Annotated in this window: 22 protein-coding genes; 20 read left to right on the top strand and 2 right to left on the bottom strand. The window is 46.6% G+C overall.

What is annotated here, in order from left to right; genetic code table 11:
• The first annotated feature begins 91 nt into the window (after positions 1–91).
• Entirely contained in the window at positions 92–520 is a 429-nt protein-coding gene (gene mntR / locus TRNA_RS34505; RefSeq protein ID WP_003183427.1) for a transcriptional regulator MntR, read from the top strand.
• Between the two features lie 333 nt (positions 521–853).
• Positions 854–1,729 (top strand): patatin-like phospholipase family protein, encoded by an 876-nt coding sequence (locus TRNA_RS34495; RefSeq protein WP_003183423.1) that lies wholly within the window; start codon positions 854–856, stop codon positions 1,727–1,729.
• Here the strand turns inward: TRNA_RS34495 and TRNA_RS34490 are convergent.
• Together TRNA_RS34490 and TRNA_RS34485 are read right to left on the bottom strand one after the other, a co-directional pair.
• Positions 1,726–2,112 carry an SA1362 family protein gene (locus TRNA_RS34490; protein ID WP_003183421.1) on the bottom strand — a complete coding sequence of 129 codons (387 nt, stop codon included), beginning with the start codon at positions 2,110–2,112 and terminating at the stop codon, positions 1,726–1,728. The two genes, TRNA_RS34495 and TRNA_RS34490, sit on opposite strands and share 4 nt — an antisense overlap.
• 38 nt (positions 2,113–2,150) lie before the next feature.
• Positions 2,151–3,104, bottom strand: coding sequence for a DUF1385 domain-containing protein (locus TRNA_RS34485; protein WP_003183418.1), 954 nt, complete (start codon positions 3,102–3,104; stop codon positions 2,151–2,153).
• A 251-nt stretch (positions 3,105–3,355) separates the two neighbouring features.
• Here TRNA_RS34485 and TRNA_RS34480 point away from each other — a divergent pair, with 251 nt between their 5' ends.
• From TRNA_RS34480 to folD, 18 genes are all read left to right on the top strand, one after another.
• Entirely contained in the window at positions 3,356–3,892 is a 537-nt protein-coding gene (locus TRNA_RS34480) for a YqhR family membrane protein (RefSeq protein WP_003183417.1), read from the top strand.
• 79 nt (positions 3,893–3,971) lie between these two features.
• The gene (gene aroQ / locus TRNA_RS34475; protein ID WP_003183415.1) at positions 3,972–4,409 is read left to right on the top strand and encodes a type II 3-dehydroquinate dehydratase; all 438 of its coding nucleotides are present in this window, start codon (positions 3,972–3,974) and stop codon (positions 4,407–4,409) included.
• A 15-nt stretch (positions 4,410–4,424) separates the two neighbouring features.
• Positions 4,425–5,486: a M24 family metallopeptidase gene (locus TRNA_RS34470; protein ID WP_003183414.1), complete on the top strand. Its 1,062-nt coding sequence runs from the start codon at positions 4,425–4,427 to the stop codon at positions 5,484–5,486.
• 31 nt (positions 5,487–5,517) lie between these two features.
• A complete protein-coding gene (gene efp, locus TRNA_RS34465; RefSeq protein ID WP_003183413.1) occupies positions 5,518–6,075 on the top strand; it encodes an elongation factor P in 558 nt (185 codons plus the stop codon).
• A gap of 162 nt (positions 6,076–6,237) precedes the next feature.
• Positions 6,238–6,519, top strand: coding sequence for a YqhV family protein (locus TRNA_RS34460; RefSeq protein WP_003183412.1), 282 nt, complete (start codon positions 6,238–6,240; stop codon positions 6,517–6,519).
• A 91-nt stretch (positions 6,520–6,610) separates the two neighbouring features.
• Positions 6,611–7,534 (top strand): stage III sporulation protein AA, encoded by a 924-nt coding sequence (gene spoIIIAA / locus TRNA_RS34455; RefSeq protein ID WP_003183411.1) that lies wholly within the window; start codon positions 6,611–6,613, stop codon positions 7,532–7,534.
• The gene (gene spoIIIAB, locus TRNA_RS34450) at positions 7,528–8,043 is read left to right on the top strand and encodes a stage III sporulation protein SpoIIIAB (protein ID WP_003183410.1); all 516 of its coding nucleotides are present in this window, start codon (positions 7,528–7,530) and stop codon (positions 8,041–8,043) included. Before spoIIIAA ends, spoIIIAB begins: the two co-directional genes overlap by 7 nt.
• A gap of 22 nt (positions 8,044–8,065) precedes the next feature.
• Positions 8,066–8,272: a stage III sporulation protein AC gene (gene spoIIIAC, locus TRNA_RS34445; protein WP_003183409.1), complete on the top strand. Its 207-nt coding sequence runs from the start codon at positions 8,066–8,068 to the stop codon at positions 8,270–8,272.
• Positions 8,273–8,284: 12 nt separating this feature from the next.
• Positions 8,285–8,680, top strand: a complete 396-nt coding sequence (gene spoIIIAD, locus TRNA_RS34440) for a stage III sporulation protein AD (RefSeq protein WP_254926369.1) — start codon at positions 8,285–8,287, stop codon at positions 8,678–8,680.
• Positions 8,681–8,701: 21 nt separating this feature from the next.
• The gene (gene spoIIIAE / locus TRNA_RS34435; protein WP_003183394.1) at positions 8,702–9,907 is read left to right on the top strand and encodes a stage III sporulation protein AE; all 1,206 of its coding nucleotides are present in this window, start codon (positions 8,702–8,704) and stop codon (positions 9,905–9,907) included.
• Between the two features lie 11 nt (positions 9,908–9,918).
• Positions 9,919–10,548, top strand: a complete 630-nt coding sequence (gene spoIIIAF, locus TRNA_RS34430; RefSeq protein WP_003183393.1) for a stage III sporulation protein AF — start codon at positions 9,919–9,921, stop codon at positions 10,546–10,548.
• Positions 10,541–11,236, top strand: a complete 696-nt coding sequence (gene spoIIIAG, locus TRNA_RS34425; protein ID WP_009327917.1) for a stage III sporulation protein AG — start codon at positions 10,541–10,543, stop codon at positions 11,234–11,236. The genes spoIIIAF and spoIIIAG overlap by 8 nt, the downstream gene beginning before the upstream one ends.
• 3 nt (positions 11,237–11,239) lie before the next feature.
• Positions 11,240–11,875: a SpoIIIAH-like family protein gene (locus tag TRNA_RS34420; protein WP_031314659.1), complete on the top strand. Its 636-nt coding sequence runs from the start codon at positions 11,240–11,242 to the stop codon at positions 11,873–11,875.
• A gap of 173 nt (positions 11,876–12,048) precedes the next feature.
• A complete protein-coding gene (gene accB, locus TRNA_RS34415) occupies positions 12,049–12,528 on the top strand; it encodes an acetyl-CoA carboxylase biotin carboxyl carrier protein (RefSeq protein ID WP_003183390.1) in 480 nt (159 codons plus the stop codon).
• Positions 12,529–12,539: 11 nt separating this feature from the next.
• The gene (gene accC / locus TRNA_RS34410) at positions 12,540–13,892 is read left to right on the top strand and encodes an acetyl-CoA carboxylase biotin carboxylase subunit (RefSeq protein WP_003183389.1); all 1,353 of its coding nucleotides are present in this window, start codon (positions 12,540–12,542) and stop codon (positions 13,890–13,892) included.
• A gap of 47 nt (positions 13,893–13,939) precedes the next feature.
• Positions 13,940–14,323 (top strand): Asp23/Gls24 family envelope stress response protein, encoded by a 384-nt coding sequence (locus TRNA_RS34405; RefSeq protein WP_031314658.1) that lies wholly within the window; start codon positions 13,940–13,942, stop codon positions 14,321–14,323.
• A gap of 291 nt (positions 14,324–14,614) precedes the next feature.
• Positions 14,615–15,004: a transcription antitermination factor NusB gene (nusB, locus tag TRNA_RS34400; RefSeq protein ID WP_003183384.1), complete on the top strand. Its 390-nt coding sequence runs from the start codon at positions 14,615–14,617 to the stop codon at positions 15,002–15,004.
• 16 nt (positions 15,005–15,020) lie between these two features.
• The gene (gene folD, locus TRNA_RS34395) at positions 15,021–15,875 is read left to right on the top strand and encodes a bifunctional methylenetetrahydrofolate dehydrogenase/methenyltetrahydrofolate cyclohydrolase FolD (RefSeq protein ID WP_003183381.1); all 855 of its coding nucleotides are present in this window, start codon (positions 15,021–15,023) and stop codon (positions 15,873–15,875) included.
• Positions 15,876–15,943: the final 68 nt, after the last annotated feature.

Below are 15,943 nucleotides of genomic sequence, written 5' to 3'. Positions count from 1 at the left end.
TCGGGTGAAAACGTTATCCTGTTGCTTGTTTTTTGCATGCACATAGTGTAAACTTGTTATGATTTGAATAGGTGTAATTTGGAGGGATTCGATGACAACACCGAGTATGGAAGATTACATAGAACAAATTTATATGCTGATTGAAGAAAAAGGATATGCAAGAGTCTCAGATATAGCCGAAGCTCTGGCCGTCCATCCCTCCTCGGTTACAAAAATGGTTCAAAAACTCGATAAAGACGAATATTTGATTTATGAAAAGTATCGCGGCCTCGTGCTGACGCCTAAAGGAAAGAAAATAGGCAAGCGTTTAGTATACAGACATGAATTATTGGAGCAGTTTTTACGAATCATTGGTGTTGACGAAGAGAAAATTTATGATGATGTTGAAGGAATCGAACATCATTTAAGCTGGAACAGCATTGACCGTATCGGAGATCTTGTGCAGTATTTTGAAGACGACAGCAAAAGAATCGACGATTTGAGAAGCGTCCAAAAAAGAAACGAACAGGAAAATCAATAAAAGCCGCCGGGTAACGGCGGTTTCAGATTGTTGACAAATCCCAAAACGACTTTTTGTTTTGGGATTTTGTCATCCCTTTCAGCGTGATTGAAAACCCTTGCAGTCTAGGAAGGCCGAGCATCGGAGCGGAGCGAATGTTGGAATTCGTGAGCACCGACGCGCAGGCCTGACAACGAATGCGAGGGTTTGTCGACACGCTGAAGCCGCTGGGTAACGGCGGTTTTTTTCTTTTCGTATCATTTTTTCCGGATGCCGCTCGTTGTCTCATGGTCTTTTTTTTCTGTCCGTTTCTTAAAATGATGTAGAGCCATCTTTTAAGGGGGGGAGATCGCGATGTACATCGACGGGGTTTTTTCAGGCGGCGGCATGAAAGGGGTTGCGCTTGTGGGAGCATACGAAGCGCTTGAAAAACGGGGCTTCCGATTTAAAAGGCTGGCCGGAACGAGCGCCGGTTCGATCATTGCCTCATTTATCGCGGCCGGCTATACAAGCGCGGAGATCCGCCAAATGATGGAGGAATTAAATGAAAGCGAGCTCCTTGACCCGAGGTTTTCACTCTTGCCTTTGAAATTGCTGCAATGGGCATCGATTTATTGGCGGCTCGGTTTATATAAAGGAGATAAATTGGAAAACTGGATTTCCGAAAAGTTGAAAGCGAAGGGCATTTCAGTGTTCGGGGATCTTGAACAGGGAAAGCTGAAGTTGATCGCTTCCGACTTATCGAACGGCAAGATGCTTGTGCTGCCTGACGATTTAAACAGGTACGGTTTGAATCCAGGGCGATTTTCCGTCGCCAGGGCGGTCCGGATGAGCTGCAGCATCCCTTATTTTTTTGAGCCGGTGAAGCTCAAGTCACCTCTCGGAATCAGCGTCGTCGTAGACGGCGGAGTTCTGAGCAATTTTCCGATGTGGCTGTTTACAACAGAAAAAAAACGGCCGGTATTGGGCATCACGCTGATGCCCAATGAAAAAGAGAGGCCGAAGAAAACGATTAAAAATGCGTTCGAGCTGTTCGGGGCGCTGTTTGAGACGATGAAAGAGGCGCATGACGCCAGGCACATTGCCACGAAACATGAGCGGAACATCATTTTTTTGCCTGTTGAGGAAGTTTTGTCGACTGAATTCGCGATGTCGGCAGAAAAAAAACTAGCTCTAATCGAGCTAGGAAAAAAACGAACAGAATTATTTTTGAAACAGTGGACGTTTTAAAAGAAAGCCCTGTTTTTCTTTTTGCTTTTTTTGCCTTCAATCACTGTCAGCTGGGTCTGGCTTTTTTTCTTCACCAATACCGGCTTCGATTTATTGATAGACGGTACGCTTCTCAGGTGATTGACCCTGCCTTTTACAGAGCGTTTTTTATGATCCTGAAAACGCTTGTTGGATTGTTTGGCTGCTTTCTTAAAAGCGGCTCCCTCACTGCCCATATTGCGATTGGAAATGCGCCTGATCACGAAATAAATGATGGCGCCGACCGCGGCAAAAACAAGCAAGTATTGGAGCAGGCGGCCCGGACTTGTGACGGCGAAATAAACAAACCCAAAAATTCCAAACGCAATAATTAAAGCTGAGACAGGATGTACGCGTTGCTTCATAACTGTCCACCTCCCAAAAAATTAACCAATTCGTTACATTACATTACGATATTAGAAGGTTCCTTCTGTTCGTCCTCTGCTTTGGTTTCCATATGAAGAAGCTCATTGAAGCTTGCGATTGCCACTTCCACCTGATCGTCAGACGGCTCTTTCGTTGTTAAAAGCTGCAGCCATAAGCCCGGGTAGCCGAGCGCCTTCAATACAGGGATGTCTCTCAGTTTGTTTGTCAGCTGCAGGACTTCAAATGAAATGCCGAGAACGACGGGTATCAGTGCGAGTCTATTCAAAATACGAACCCAGAGAGGGTCAGTAGGAACAAGCAAGTAAACAAACATGCCCACGATGACGGTGAATAGAATAAAGCTGCTTCCGCAACGGTAGTGCAGTCTTGACTGCCGCTGAACGTTTTCAACCGTGACCGGCAGATTTTGCTCGTAACAGTTTATGACCTTGTGTTCTGCTCCGTGATATTGAAAAACTCTTTTAATAAAAGGAGTGCATGATATAGCGTAAATATAGCTTAGGAGAAGGAGCAGCTTAAAGAAGCTTTCGATCATAATCTGCGCGACGTCCGACTGAAAGACCGGACGGGTGAGCTCCGCTAAAAAAACGGGCACGAGCGTAAAAATAAACTTGCCGAACAAAAAAGACAGGACGCCGACTGCGGCGAGACCAAAAATCATTGTCAGATTGGACGGCTTCTCTTCTTTCAATTGATCGTCTAAAGAAGGGTCGAGGTCATAGCGTTCGCTCGAAAAATTCAAGTGCTTGGTGCCGTTAGCGCTCGCTTCAACAATCGCGATAATCCCTCTGAGAAAAGGAATTTTCTTTAATTTTTCAAGCGTCGGATTGGTTTTCCGAGGCAGCTTGAAAAATTCAATGCTTCCGTCTTTTCTGCGGATCGCGGTTACATAATGGCGCCTGCCGCCGAACATGACGCCTTCGACGACAGCCTGCCCTCCGTATGCGGGCTGTTTTGTTTGATTTGACATTTGCATCAACCTATCTGTATCAATCTATGAGTACATTAACCATTTCCTTACACCTATTGTACAGGAAAAACGCTGAAACCTCTAGATTGACGGGCTCAAAAATTTAAGAAATTCGAACCTCTTACAAAGCCAAATCTAATTAAAGTATACCCTTTTTCATGCTTTTTACACTCGGATTTTAAAAATCTGGGAAAGCTGATGTTGCCGCGGCTGTTTTTGGACATACTGGAAATGGAGGTGATCTGGACTGTATGGGTAATGAAGACAATCAAAAACAGCCGGAAGAGCTTGAGCAGAATAAGCGTGAAACCCCGATGACTTTCACCGGAAGGGTGATCATGACTGGCTTTGTCGGCGGAGTGCTCTGGAGTGCACTCGGTGAGCTGGCGTACCTTTTTAAGTTCTCCGAGGTCAATGCGAACATGATTCTCCAGCCTTTTGTCATCGGCGACTGGAAAAACGGATTTCTCGGAACGTTTATCAGCATACTCTTGATCGGAGTGATTTCCATCGGGGCTGCCTTGCTTTACTACGGCACTTTGAAGCAGGTCAGAGGCATGTGGGCAGGCATTGTCTATGGAGCCGTTTTGTGGGCTGTCGTGTTTTACCTGTTCAATCCGATGTTTCCCGATGTTCAGACAGTGGCTGAATTAAAGAGGGAAACGATTGTGACGACGCTGTGCATTTATCTGCTTTACGGTTTATTCGTCGGCTATTCCATTTCGTTTGAATACAATGAGCTCAATTCTGAAAAACTGACGCGCGCCCTTGGAGAAACAAGAGAATAGTGCCTGATCAGGAAGCAATATGATAAAATGTTCACTGTAAGTGGACATTTTTTTGCGTGATGAGAAGGGGGAGGCAGAGTTGCCGCATATTTTAATTTTGAACGGACCGAATTTAAACCGGCTTGGAAAACGCGAACCCGATGTATACGGGACAGACACATTAACCGATTTGGAACAAAGACTTTTTCAATTTGCCGAAGGCATTCAGACAGAATTGACTTTTTTTCAGTCAAACCACGAAGGGGACCTGATTGATGCTCTTCATGAGGCAGAGGAGCAATACGATGGAATCGTCTTGAATCCGGGGGCTTTCTCGCATTACAGCTATGCCCTCCGCGATGCGGTGGCTGCAATCAGCATACCGGTGATTGAGGTTCATCTTTCAAATCCTCATGCAAGGGAAGAGTTCCGGCACCGCTCGGTCATCGCTCCGGTTGCAAGAGGCCAGATCACCGGACTCGGCTTTGAAGGTTATAAGCTGGCCATCTCTTATTTTATGAACACAAATAACAAATAGGGGGACTAGTGGACAATGAAACTAAACAAATTGAGAGAGCTTTTCGGCGGTTTAGGCATTGACGGTATATTGGTGACGAGCGGCGTTAATTTGCGGTACATCACCGGATTTACCGGATCTTCAGGACTGGCGGTCATCTCAGACGATCAAGCAGTCTTTATTACGGATTTCCGCTATACAGAACAGGCGAAGGATCAAATCAAAAGCTTTGACATCGTTCAGCATGCCGGCGGAATCGTTCAAAAGACCGCCGAAGTGATCAAAGAGATGGGGATAAACAAAATCGGTTTTGAACAGGATAAAATGACATACGGAACGTATGCCGCCTACAAAGAGCAGCTTGGCGCAGCTGAACTCGTTCCCGTTTCTCAATCTGTGGAAAAGTTGCGCTTGATTAAGTCAAGTGAAGAGATTAAGATATTAAAGGAAGCTGCAAAGATTGCAGATGATGCATTCAGCCATATTCTGACGGTCATCAAGCCCGGCATCACCGAAATTGAAGTCGCCAATGAGCTCGAGTTTTACATGCGGAGCCAGGGAGCCGATCATTCGTCCTTCGATATGATCGTGGCGTCAGGCGTACGCTCAAGTCTGCCGCACGGAGTGGCAAGCGGCAAAGCGATCGAGAAAGGCGACCTTGTGACGCTGGACTTTGGGGCTTACTATAAAGGTTACTGCTCGGACATTACGCGTACAGTCGCGGTAGGAGAGCCGGATGATGAGCTGAAACGCATTTATCAAACCGTGTTTGAGGCGCAGGCTATCGGCATGCGGAGCATCAAGCCGGGAATCACCGGGAAACAGGCTGACGCATACACAAGGGACTACATATCTTCACAAGGCTACGGCGATTATTTCGGCCATTCAACAGGCCATGGCCTCGGCATGGAAGTTCATGAAAGTCCGGCGCTTTCAGCACGTTCTGACCAGATGCTTGAAAAAGGCATGGTTGTAACGGTTGAACCGGGAATTTACATACCGGGCAAAGGCGGGGTCAGGATAGAAGATGATATTGTCCTGACAGAGGAAGGAAACGAATCCCTTACCCATTCCGCGAAAGATTTAATTATTTTATAATCCGTTTGATTGGAGCAATAGGAGGATAATCATGATTTCAGTAAACGATTTTCGCACAGGTTTAACGATTGAAGTAGACGGAGGGATTTGGCGCGTTGTTGACTTCCAGCACGTTAAGCCGGGAAAAGGCGCGGCATTTGTCCGCTCAAAATTGAGAAATCTTCGCACAGGTGCGATTCAGGAAAAAACATTCCGCGCAGGTGAAAAAGTGGCCCGCGCCCAAATTGAAACAAAAACGATGCAGTACTTGTATGCCAACGGCGATCAGCACGTTTTTATGGATACGACATCTTACGAGCAGCTTGAGCTGAACGAGAAGCAAATCGAACACGAGCTCAAATTCCTGCTTGAAAATATGTCTGTTCAGATCATGATGTATCAGACAGAGACGATTGGAATCGAACTTCCGAACACGGTCGAACTGAAAGTTGTTGAAACAGAACCGGGCATTAAAGGCGACACAGCCTCAGGCGGAACAAAACCAGCAAAAACAGAAACAGGCCTTGTCGTCAACGTGCCATTCTTCGTAAACGAAGGAGATACGCTTGTTGTCAATACTTCTGACGGTTCTTACGTATCAAGAGCATAAAGGTAACAGCGGGAAAGAGCCGGCTTCATTGAAGCCGGCTCTTTTTTTGCTGTCTGAAATCTTTTACCTCTCACATGCCAAATAGAAAAATCGGAAGACTACTTTTTCAAAGGAGAGCATAGAGTGTAAAAAAAGAGGAAGTGTTACTGGAGGTTTAAGATCATGAAGCTTTTCTTTGGACAAGTCAATCCGACGGTTTTGACAATGGCGGCGTTAAGGGTGGTATCATCTTTGATCGAACTGACGGCGGCTGTTGTGATGCTTTTGACAAACGACGTCAGAAAAGCTGTGGCGGTCAACAGCGTACTGGCCATGGTCGGGCCGCTCATCTTTATTATTACAATGACAATCGGCATCTATCAGATTGCAGGGCAGCTTTCTTACGCAAAGCTGATTTTGATCTTTATGGGAGTGGTTTTGATCATCGCGGGGATCTATAAATAGCGACACATGATAAGAGAGGCCGACTTGTCATAATGTCTTCCTTTGATCATACATTTTTATAGAAGACAAGCAAAAAGAGGAGGGAGTGTTTTTGCACCACATCACAGAGATTCTCCCCGATACGATCAAACGCGCGCTCAGCGGTCTTGGCGACCATGAAATCGATCAGATAGAAGAAATTCGGGTTCGGACAAGTCGTCCGCTGGAACTGGTGAACAAAGGAAAGCCGCGCTTTCTCCCTTATGTGGCGACGCCTGAAGACTCGGCGCTTCTTTTAAACAGATTGGGAAATTACAGCATGTATACACTGGAAGAGGAATTGAAAAAAGGATATGTCACGATCAGAGGCGGACACCGCGTGGGGCTTGCCGGCCGGGTTGTCGTCGAAAACGGGGCCGTCAAAGGAATCAGAGAAATATCATCATTTAATATTCGCATTGCCAAAGAAAAAATCGGCATTTCCAAACCGTATGTCCCCCATTTATTTCAAAACTCGTGGCTGAACACGCTGATTATCGGTCCGCCGCAAACCGGAAAAACAACACTGCTCAGAGACCTCGCCAGGCTGATCAGTTCGGGAAGCGGCAACGCCCCTGCCAAAAAAGTGGGGATTGTTGACGAAAGGTCTGAAATCGCAGGCTGTGTAAACGGCATACCGCAATATCGGCTCGGCGACCGGGCAGACATCCTTGACGCCTGTCCAAAAGCGGAAGGGCTGATGATGATGATCAGATCGATGAGTCCGGAGGTAATGATCGCCGATGAGATCGGGAGAATGGAAGACGCAGAAGCGCTCTTGGAAGCGGTCCACGCGGGGGTGACTGTCATCGTTTCGGCTCACGGCTACACATATGCAGATCTCGCCAGGCGTCCATCATTGAAAATGCTTCAAGAGCACCGGGTTTTTGAGCGAATCGTGGAACTTTCCAGAAAGAACGGTCCCGGCAGCCTGAGCCGCATCCTAAATGGGAACGGAGAGCCGCTCGGGGCAGCAAAGAGGATGTTATCATGCTGAAGCTTTTAGGTGCCGTGCTTATTTTGGCAGCAGCCACATGGACAGGATTTGAAATGGCGAAGCCTTTCAGGGAAAGGCCGAAGCAAATCCGCCAGCTGTTGGCCGCTTTGCAGTCTTTGGAGGCTGAAATCATGTACGGGCATACACCGCTCCGTCAGGCATCAAAACAGATCGCACACCAGCTTACCGAGCCGGTAGCCTCTTTGTTTCAGACATTTGCAGAACAGCTTGAAAAAGGCAGCGCTTCAGCAGGGACGGCATGGGAAGACAGCCTGGAGAAAGTATGGCCCGAAACGGCTCTTAAAAAGAAAGAATACGAGATTTTACGGCAATTCGGCGAAACGCTGGGCCGTCATGATCTGATTTCTCAGCAAAAACATATCAAACTGGCGTTAACCCATTTAGAGACAGAGGAAGCTGAAGCAAATCTCGCCCAGGCGAAAAATGAAAAAATGGTCAAAAGCCTTGGATTTTTGACGGGACTGCTACTGATTCTTCTATTGATGTAATGAAGAGGGGAGCATACACGAAATGGGAGTAGACGTAAATATTATTTTTCAAATTGCCGGCGTCGGGATCGTCGTCGCTTTTCTTCACACCATACTGGATCAAATGGGGAAGAAGGAATATGCCCAATGGGTCACGCTTTTAGGATTCATTTATATATTGTTCATGGTGGCAACTGTTGTCGATGATCTATTCCAAAAGATAAAAGCTGTCTTTCTATTTCAAGGATAGGGGGGCTCACTCATTGAAATCGTTCAAATCGTAGGACTGGGAATGATCGCCACCTTCCTCAGCTTGATTGTGAAAGAGCAAAAACCGACGTTTGCTTTTTTGATTGTCGTTTTTGCCGGCTGCACGATTTTTTTATTCTTAGTAGATCAGGTCTACGAAATCATTCGGATGATTGAAAAAATAGCTGCCAATGCCAACATCAACATGATGTATGTCGAAACGATTTTGAAGATTATCGGGATTGCTTATATTGCGGAGTTTGGCGCCCAGCTGACAAAGGATGCCGGACAGGGTGCGATTGCTTCGAAGATCGAATTGGCAGGCAAAATCCTCATCTTAGTCATGGCTGTGCCTATTTTAACCGTGATTATCGAAACGATCATCGGACTCATCCCTTCCATGTCTTAGTCAGAAAGGAGGATTTCCTGAGTGAAGCGTTTTCTGTTCTGGCTCTTGGTCATCGGAATCGTATGCTTTGGAGCGCATAATGTACAAGCTTCGCCAAAAGAAGCGGAGCCGGCTGGGGAAACCGCTGCAGAAGAATCGGCAGAAGCCATTGCAAGAGAGCAGGCTGAAGGTTTGGAACTAGACCGGGTCGGGGAGTTCTGGAACAACATTTTGACAGAGTATGGGGGACACCTTCCCGAAAGTCAAAAAGGAAGCCTGCTTGAATTTGTCAAAGGAGAAAAGCACTTTTCGCCTGAGGAATGGGGCAAAGCGCTGTTTTCCTACTTGTTCCATGAAGTGCTGGCTAACGGGAAACTGCTGGGGACGCTGATCCTGTTGACCATCTTCTGCGTCCTGCTTCAGCTTTTGCAAAACGCGTTTCAACAAAGCACCGTCAGCAAAGTGGCGTATGCAATTGTCTACATGGTGCTGATTATTCTTGCGCTCAACAGCTTTCGGGTTGCCGTCACATATGCGAATGAAGCGATTCAGACGATGACAAGCTTTATCCTGTCGCTCGTACCTCTGCTTCTGGCGCTGATGGCGACTTCGGGGGGAGCCGCCTCAGCCGCATTCTTTCATCCGGTCATTCTTTTTCTCATGAACACGAGCGGCTTGTTTATCCAATATATCGTGTTGCCGCTTTTATTTTTATCAGCGATTTTAAGCATTGTCAGCACGATGACGGACCAATATAAAGTCACACAGCTGGCCCAGCTCCTCAGAAATGCGGCGATCGGCACGCTGGCTGCATTTTTGACCGTATTCCTCGGTGTCATCTCGGTTCAGGGCGCCTCAGCCGCAGTGACGGACGGCATTACTTTGCGGACGGCAAAATTCATTACCGGAAACTTCATCCCCGTATTGGGCCGCATGTTTACCGAAGCGACAGACACGGTGATCAGCGCGTCTCTCCTGCTGAAAAACACCGTCGGGATACTCGGTGTGGCAATCTTAATTTGCATCGCAGCCTTTCCCGCGATCAAAATCCTTTCCCTCGCGCTCATATACAAAATTGCCGCGGCGGTTCTCCAGCCTCTCGGAGGCGGCCCGGTTATCAGCTGCCTGGATGTCATCAGCAAAAGCGTCATCTACATTTTCGCGGCCATGGCCATCGTTTCGCTGATGTTTTTCTTAAGCTTAACCGTGATCATTACAGCGGGGAATCTGACGATGATGATGAAGTAGGGAGGGATGAGATGGAATTTCTGACAGAGTGGCTCACGAATATTATTCTATTTATTCTGATGGCGATCGTCATCGATATGCTTCTGCCGAATTCGAGCATGCAAAAATACGCGAAAATGGTGATCAGCCTGCTCTTGATCGTTGTAATACTGAACCCGATCTTCTCTTTATTCAGGACAGATCCGGATGTGATTTTTGAGAAGCTTACAAAAAACGGACAAGTTCAGTCAAACGAAATAAAAAATCAGCTGAATTCAGAAAAAAAAGAAATACAAGCCTCACAACAAGCATATATCTTAGAACAGATGGCTGTTCAATTGGAAAAGAACGCAGAGGGCAGGTTTACAAGCGACAAATACAAGATAGACCGAGTCGAGGTCTCTTCTGACAGCCAGCTGAAAACAGAGAAAGACCTCAGTAAGCATGCGGAAGTCTCGGTATTCTTGAAACCAGCATCGGAAAAAACGGTCCAAGCCGTCGCTCCTGTCGAGATCAATACGGACCGGAGCTACCAGTCCATGCAGGAAAGAGAAAAGAAAGAGACGGGGGAAGTCAGAGAACAGCTAGCAGGCATCTGGGAAATAAGCCCCGACAAGATTACAGTTCATATCGAAGGGGGAGAACGAAGCGGCAATGAATAAAAGAACCTGGATCGAAAAGCTGATCGGCCACCTGCTCCCGAAAGACGAGAAAGACGGAAAAAAGCTGACGAAATATCACTACTTTCTGCTGCTTTTTGTTCTCGGCGTTTCCTTCATGCTCGTCAGCCAGATCTTCTCTTCCGAACCTTCCCAAGAGCCAGCGGCAGATCAGCCGGCGGCTTCACAAAAAGCTACGTCTGAAAGCACCGTACAGAGCGGTGAAGGAGAAAAAGAAGTGTTCAAGCCCGCCTCAGATGACAAACCGAAGGAATCGATCCAAGATTACGAACAGGAATATGAAAATCAGCTCAAAGACATATTGGAAACCATCATCGGCGTTGAGGACGTGTCAATCGTCGTCAATGTTGATGCAACCTCATTGAAAATATTCGAGAAAAACAGAAAAACCCAGGAAACTTCAACGAATGAGACAGATAAACAGGGAGGCAAGCGGACGGTGTCTGAAATGTCTTCAGACGAAGAAATCGTCATCATCAAAAACGGAGATAAAGAGACGCCTGTCGTCGTTCAGACGAAAAAGCCCGATATCAGGGGTGTTCTCGTTGTCGCTCAGGGAGTCGACAACGTTCAAATAAAAAAGACCATTATTGAAGCAGTGACAAGGGTTCTTGATGTTCCGAGCCACCGCGTCGCTGTTGCCCCTAAAAAAATGAAGGAGGATTCATAAATGATGCTGAAAAAACAAACGGTTTGGCTTTTAACCATGTTAAGTCTCGTCGTTGTACTGAGTGTCTACTACATTATGTCGCCCGAAGGAGAAAATGTCGTCACGGTTGATGACAAGGAACAAGTTGCCGCTGAAAAAGAAAAACCGATGAAAGAAGAGCCTGCCAAGGATGGCAAAGATGATACCGCGCCTGCTAAAGACAAAACTAAAGGGAAAGATACAAAAGATAAAGAAACGTCTGCGAGTGAGCAGAACGGAGAGGTTGTCACAGAGGAATCATCGGGTGATGAAGATTTATTCACAACATACCGCATGGAAATGGACGATCAGCGCAGCAGGGAGAGGGAGGAATTAACCGAAATCGTCAGAAGCGATAAAGCGACGGCAAAAGAAAAAAGCGAAGCTTACGACAAGATGACAGAGCTCAGCGAAGCTGAAGGAACGGAAAAGACCCTTGAAACCCTCATCAAAACAAAAGGCTATAAAGACGCCTTGGTCAACGCCGACGGCGATAAAGTCAATATTACGGTGAAGGCGAAGGAGCACTCGAAAGCCGCTGCCACCGATATCATCGACATCGTCGCAAAAGAAGTGAAAAACTTAAACGATGTGGCTGTAACGTTCGAGCCAGCAGATTAAACCTATCCCGCTTGCAAAAAGCGGGATTTTTTTATGCCTAAGGCCCCTGTTGGTGCAGGGCGTCCATGATTGTAGTTGAATTCGGCATTCCTCTCCTGTAAGATGAATATAGTATGTACTTTTAGTACTAACTGATAAATGCGTAAAATCTTTTTCATTAGGAGTGCGATAGCATGTTAAACATTGATGAAATCAGACAGTTGATAAAATTAATTGATGAATCTTCGATAAATGAATTTACATACGAAAACGAAGGATCGAAGGTTGAACTGAAAAAACAAAGCGGAACCGTGCAAACCATTCAGCAAGTGGCTGCGGCGCCTGTTCAGGCACCGGCTCCGGAAGCTCAGGCCAAGCAAGCGCCTGTTCAGGATGCGCCTGCAAAAGAAGAAGCGGCAAAAGAAGGCGGAAACTTCCACAAGATCACCTCTCCGATGGTTGGAACGTTTTATGCATCTTCTTCGCCTGAAGCCGACCCTTACGTAACAGTCGGCTCGAAGGTAACAGAGTCCTCTGTCGTCTGCATTGTGGAAGCGATGAAGCTCTTCAATGAGATCGAAGCCGAAGTGAAAGGCGAGATCGTTGAAGTATTAGTTGAAAACGGCCAGCTGGTTGAATACGGACAACCTTTATTTTTAGTAAAAGCAGAGTAAGGAGCAATAAGATGATCAAAAAGCTATTAATTGCGAACAGGGGAGAAATTGCTGTCAGGATTATCAGAGCTTGTAAAGAACTGGGGATTGAAACGGTAGCCGTCTTTTCCGAGGCCGACAGAGAGGCGCTCCATGTTCAGATGGCTGATGAAGCATTTTGCATCGGACCTAAGCTTTCAAAAGACAGCTACTTGAATATAACGAACATCGTCAGCGTCGCCAAAATGACCGGTGCTGATGCGATTCACCCCGGCTACGGCTTCCTGGCAGAAAACGCCGATTTTGCCGAGCTTTGCGAAGAGGTAAATGTAACCTTTGTCGGGCCGACAGCAGACGCGATTTCCAAGATGGGGACAAAGGATGTTGCAAGGGAAACAATGCAGCAGGCCGGTGTTCCGATCGTACCGGGCTCCAAAGGAATTATTGAAGATATTGAAGATGCGGTTTCATTGGCCCGCGATATAGGGTATCCTGTCATTATAAAGGCAACTGCCGGGGGCGGCGGAAAAGGAATCAGGGTCGCCCGGACGGAAGAAGAGCTGATCAACGGCATTAAAATCACTCAGCAGGAAGCTGCCACCGCTTTCGGCAACCCGGGTGTGTACATTGAAAAATACATTGAAGATTTCAGACACGTCGAAATCCAAGTGCTTGCAGACACACACGGAAACACGATTCATTTGGGGGAACGCGACTGCTCAATCCAAAGAAGGCTCCAAAAGCTGCTTGAAGAAACCCCTTCACCTGCTCTGGATGAAGGAATCAGGGAGCAGATGGGGCAGGCCGCTGTCAAAGCGGCTGAAGCCGTGAAGTACACGGGAGCGGGAACGGTAGAATTTATTTACGATTACCGCGAGCAGAAGTTCTACTTTATGGAAATGAACACGCGCATTCAGGTTGAGCATCCGGTGACAGAGATGGTGACGGGCGTTGATTTGATTAAAGAGCAGATCAGAGTGGCGTCAGGCGAAAAATTAACCCTCACCCAGGATGAAGTCACCTTTAACGGATGGGCAATCGAATGCCGGATTAATGCGGAAAACCCTGAGAAAAACTTCATGCCTTCTCCGGGAAAAATCGAGATGTATCTGCCTCCGGGAGGGCTCGGCGTCAGAGTGGACTCCGCGGCTTATCCGGGATACTCGATTCCCCCTTATTACGACAGCATGATTGCCAAAGTCATCACTTACGGAAAGACGAGGGAAGAAGCTGTTTCAAGGATGAAAAGAGCGCTGAGCGAATTCGTCATCGAAGGCGTTCATACGACGATACCGTTCCATCTGAAGCTGCTTGAGCACGAAACATTCGTAAGCGGAGAATTTAATACGAAGTTTTTAGAAATATATGATGTAATGGGGTCGTAATTTTAACGGAGGTGAACATATTGAAAGACGACAACAGCTTATTGGAAATGAGCCATGAAGACAATCATTTGGGAAAAGTGGAAATCGCTCCGGAAGTGATTGAAGTCATTGCCGGAATCGCAGCTTCCGAAGTTGAAGGCGTAGCTGAAATGCGCGGCAATTTTGCGACAGGTGTCGTAGAACGGTTTGGAAAAAAGAATCACGGCAAAGGCGTCAAAGTTGATTTGTCCGATGACGGAATTATCATTGATGTTTATTGCGTGATGATGTTTGGCGTGTCGATTCCTAAAGTTGCGAATGCCGTTCAGGATAATATCCGCCAGACGCTTCTCAATATGACAGCTCTTTCGATTAATGAAATCAATATTCACATCGTTGGCATTCAATTCGATTCAAAAACGCACGAGGTGGAAATCGATCAAGAGATGTAGTGCGGTGAAGTGGAAGAACCAAGGGGAATGACGGCCCTTTGGTTTTTTCATGTTCCGTTTTAAAAAATGACGTTTAAAAGCATCTTTCCGCCGATATCGATCAAAAATAAGATAACCGGAGAGTTTGTTGAGAAGTTCGAAAAACGAATGATAATAAACGATTGTTCCTTATTATTCGGTTATTGACGATAAAACCGCGATTTTTGCATGCGGAAAGACTAAAAATATGATATGATCTCTTTGTGGCTTAAACGGCAAGCAGCAAAGAGGGTAAAAGGAGAAAAAGAAAGAATGAAAAGAAGAACAGCAAGAGAAAAGGCTTTGCAGTCACTATTCCAGATTGATGTCAGTGATATAGAACCGAATGAAGCGATGCAGCATGCCTTGGACGGGCAGGAAAGCGATGCTTTTTTCGAACAGCTCGTTTACGGGGTCTTAGAGAACAAAGAGAAAATCGATGAGATGATCAAGCGGCATCTCGTCAATTGGAAGCTTGACAGGCTGGCGAATGTCGACCGCGCGATTTTGCGTTTGTCCGCCTACGAAATGATCTTTTTAGATGACATACCTGTCAACGTCTCTATGAATGAAGCGATTGAACTGGCAAAGCAATTTGGTGATGACAAGTCGGCGAAGTTTGTAAACGGTGTTCTTTCTAACATTAAATCCGATCTTGAATAATCTAGGAGGAGAGCAAATGACAGCAACCATCATCGACGGGAAAGAAACAGCAAAGGAAAAGCGCGGGCAGCTGGCCAAGGAAGTTGAAGAGCTGAAAAAACAAGGAGTTACCCCGGGACTGGCCGTTATTTTAATTGGTGATGATCCGGCGTCTCTTTCATATGTACGGGGAAAGAAAAAAGCAGCTGAAGCAATGGGGATTCGTTTTCAGCTGGATCATTTCGATGCAAGCTTCACTGAACAGGAGCTTCTTGAAGTGATTGACCAGTACAATCAAAATGACGACTTTCACGGAATTCTTGTCCAGCTGCCTCTTCCGGATCATATTTCCGAACAAGCGGTGATCGAGAGAATATCCCCTGAGAAAGATGTTGACGGTTTTCATCCATTAAACGTAGGGAAGATGCTGCTTGGCGAAGATACGTTTCTGCCTTGCACGCCTGCGGGGATCGTGGAGCTTTTAAAGAAAACCGAGATTGACCTGTCGGGAAAAGAGGTTGTTGTCGTCGGACGAAGCAATATCGTCGGAAAGCCGGTAGGGCAGCTGCTCTTGAACGAAAACGCAACCGTTACGTACTGCCATTCAAGAACGGCCGACATTACGGCTCATACAAAAAAAGCCGACATTCTGATTGTCGCTGTCGGAAAGGCGAATTTCATCAAAGCGGATCAAATTAAAGAGGGAGCCGTCGTCATCGATGTCGGCGTCAACCGCCTTGACAACGGAAAGCTCGCCGGTGATGTCGATTTTGAAGAAGCGAAGGAAAAGGCTTCCTATATTACACCTGTACCGGGCGGTGTCGGTCCGATGACGATTACAATGCTGGCCCACAACACGGTTAAATCAGCGAAGCGTACAATTCAACTTTAATGTACAGCCGTTCATCCGCCTGGTCTCGCGCCGGCGGATGAACGTTCTTGTGCCTTCTTAGAAAGGAG

The sequence above is a fragment of the Bacillus licheniformis DSM 13 = ATCC 14580 genome (assembly GCF_000011645.1).
Classification (GTDB): domain Bacteria; phylum Bacillota; class Bacilli; order Bacillales; family Bacillaceae; genus Bacillus; species Bacillus licheniformis.
Note: the sequence above shows the minus strand (reverse complement) of the source record. Positions and strands in the feature narration are given on the sequence as shown.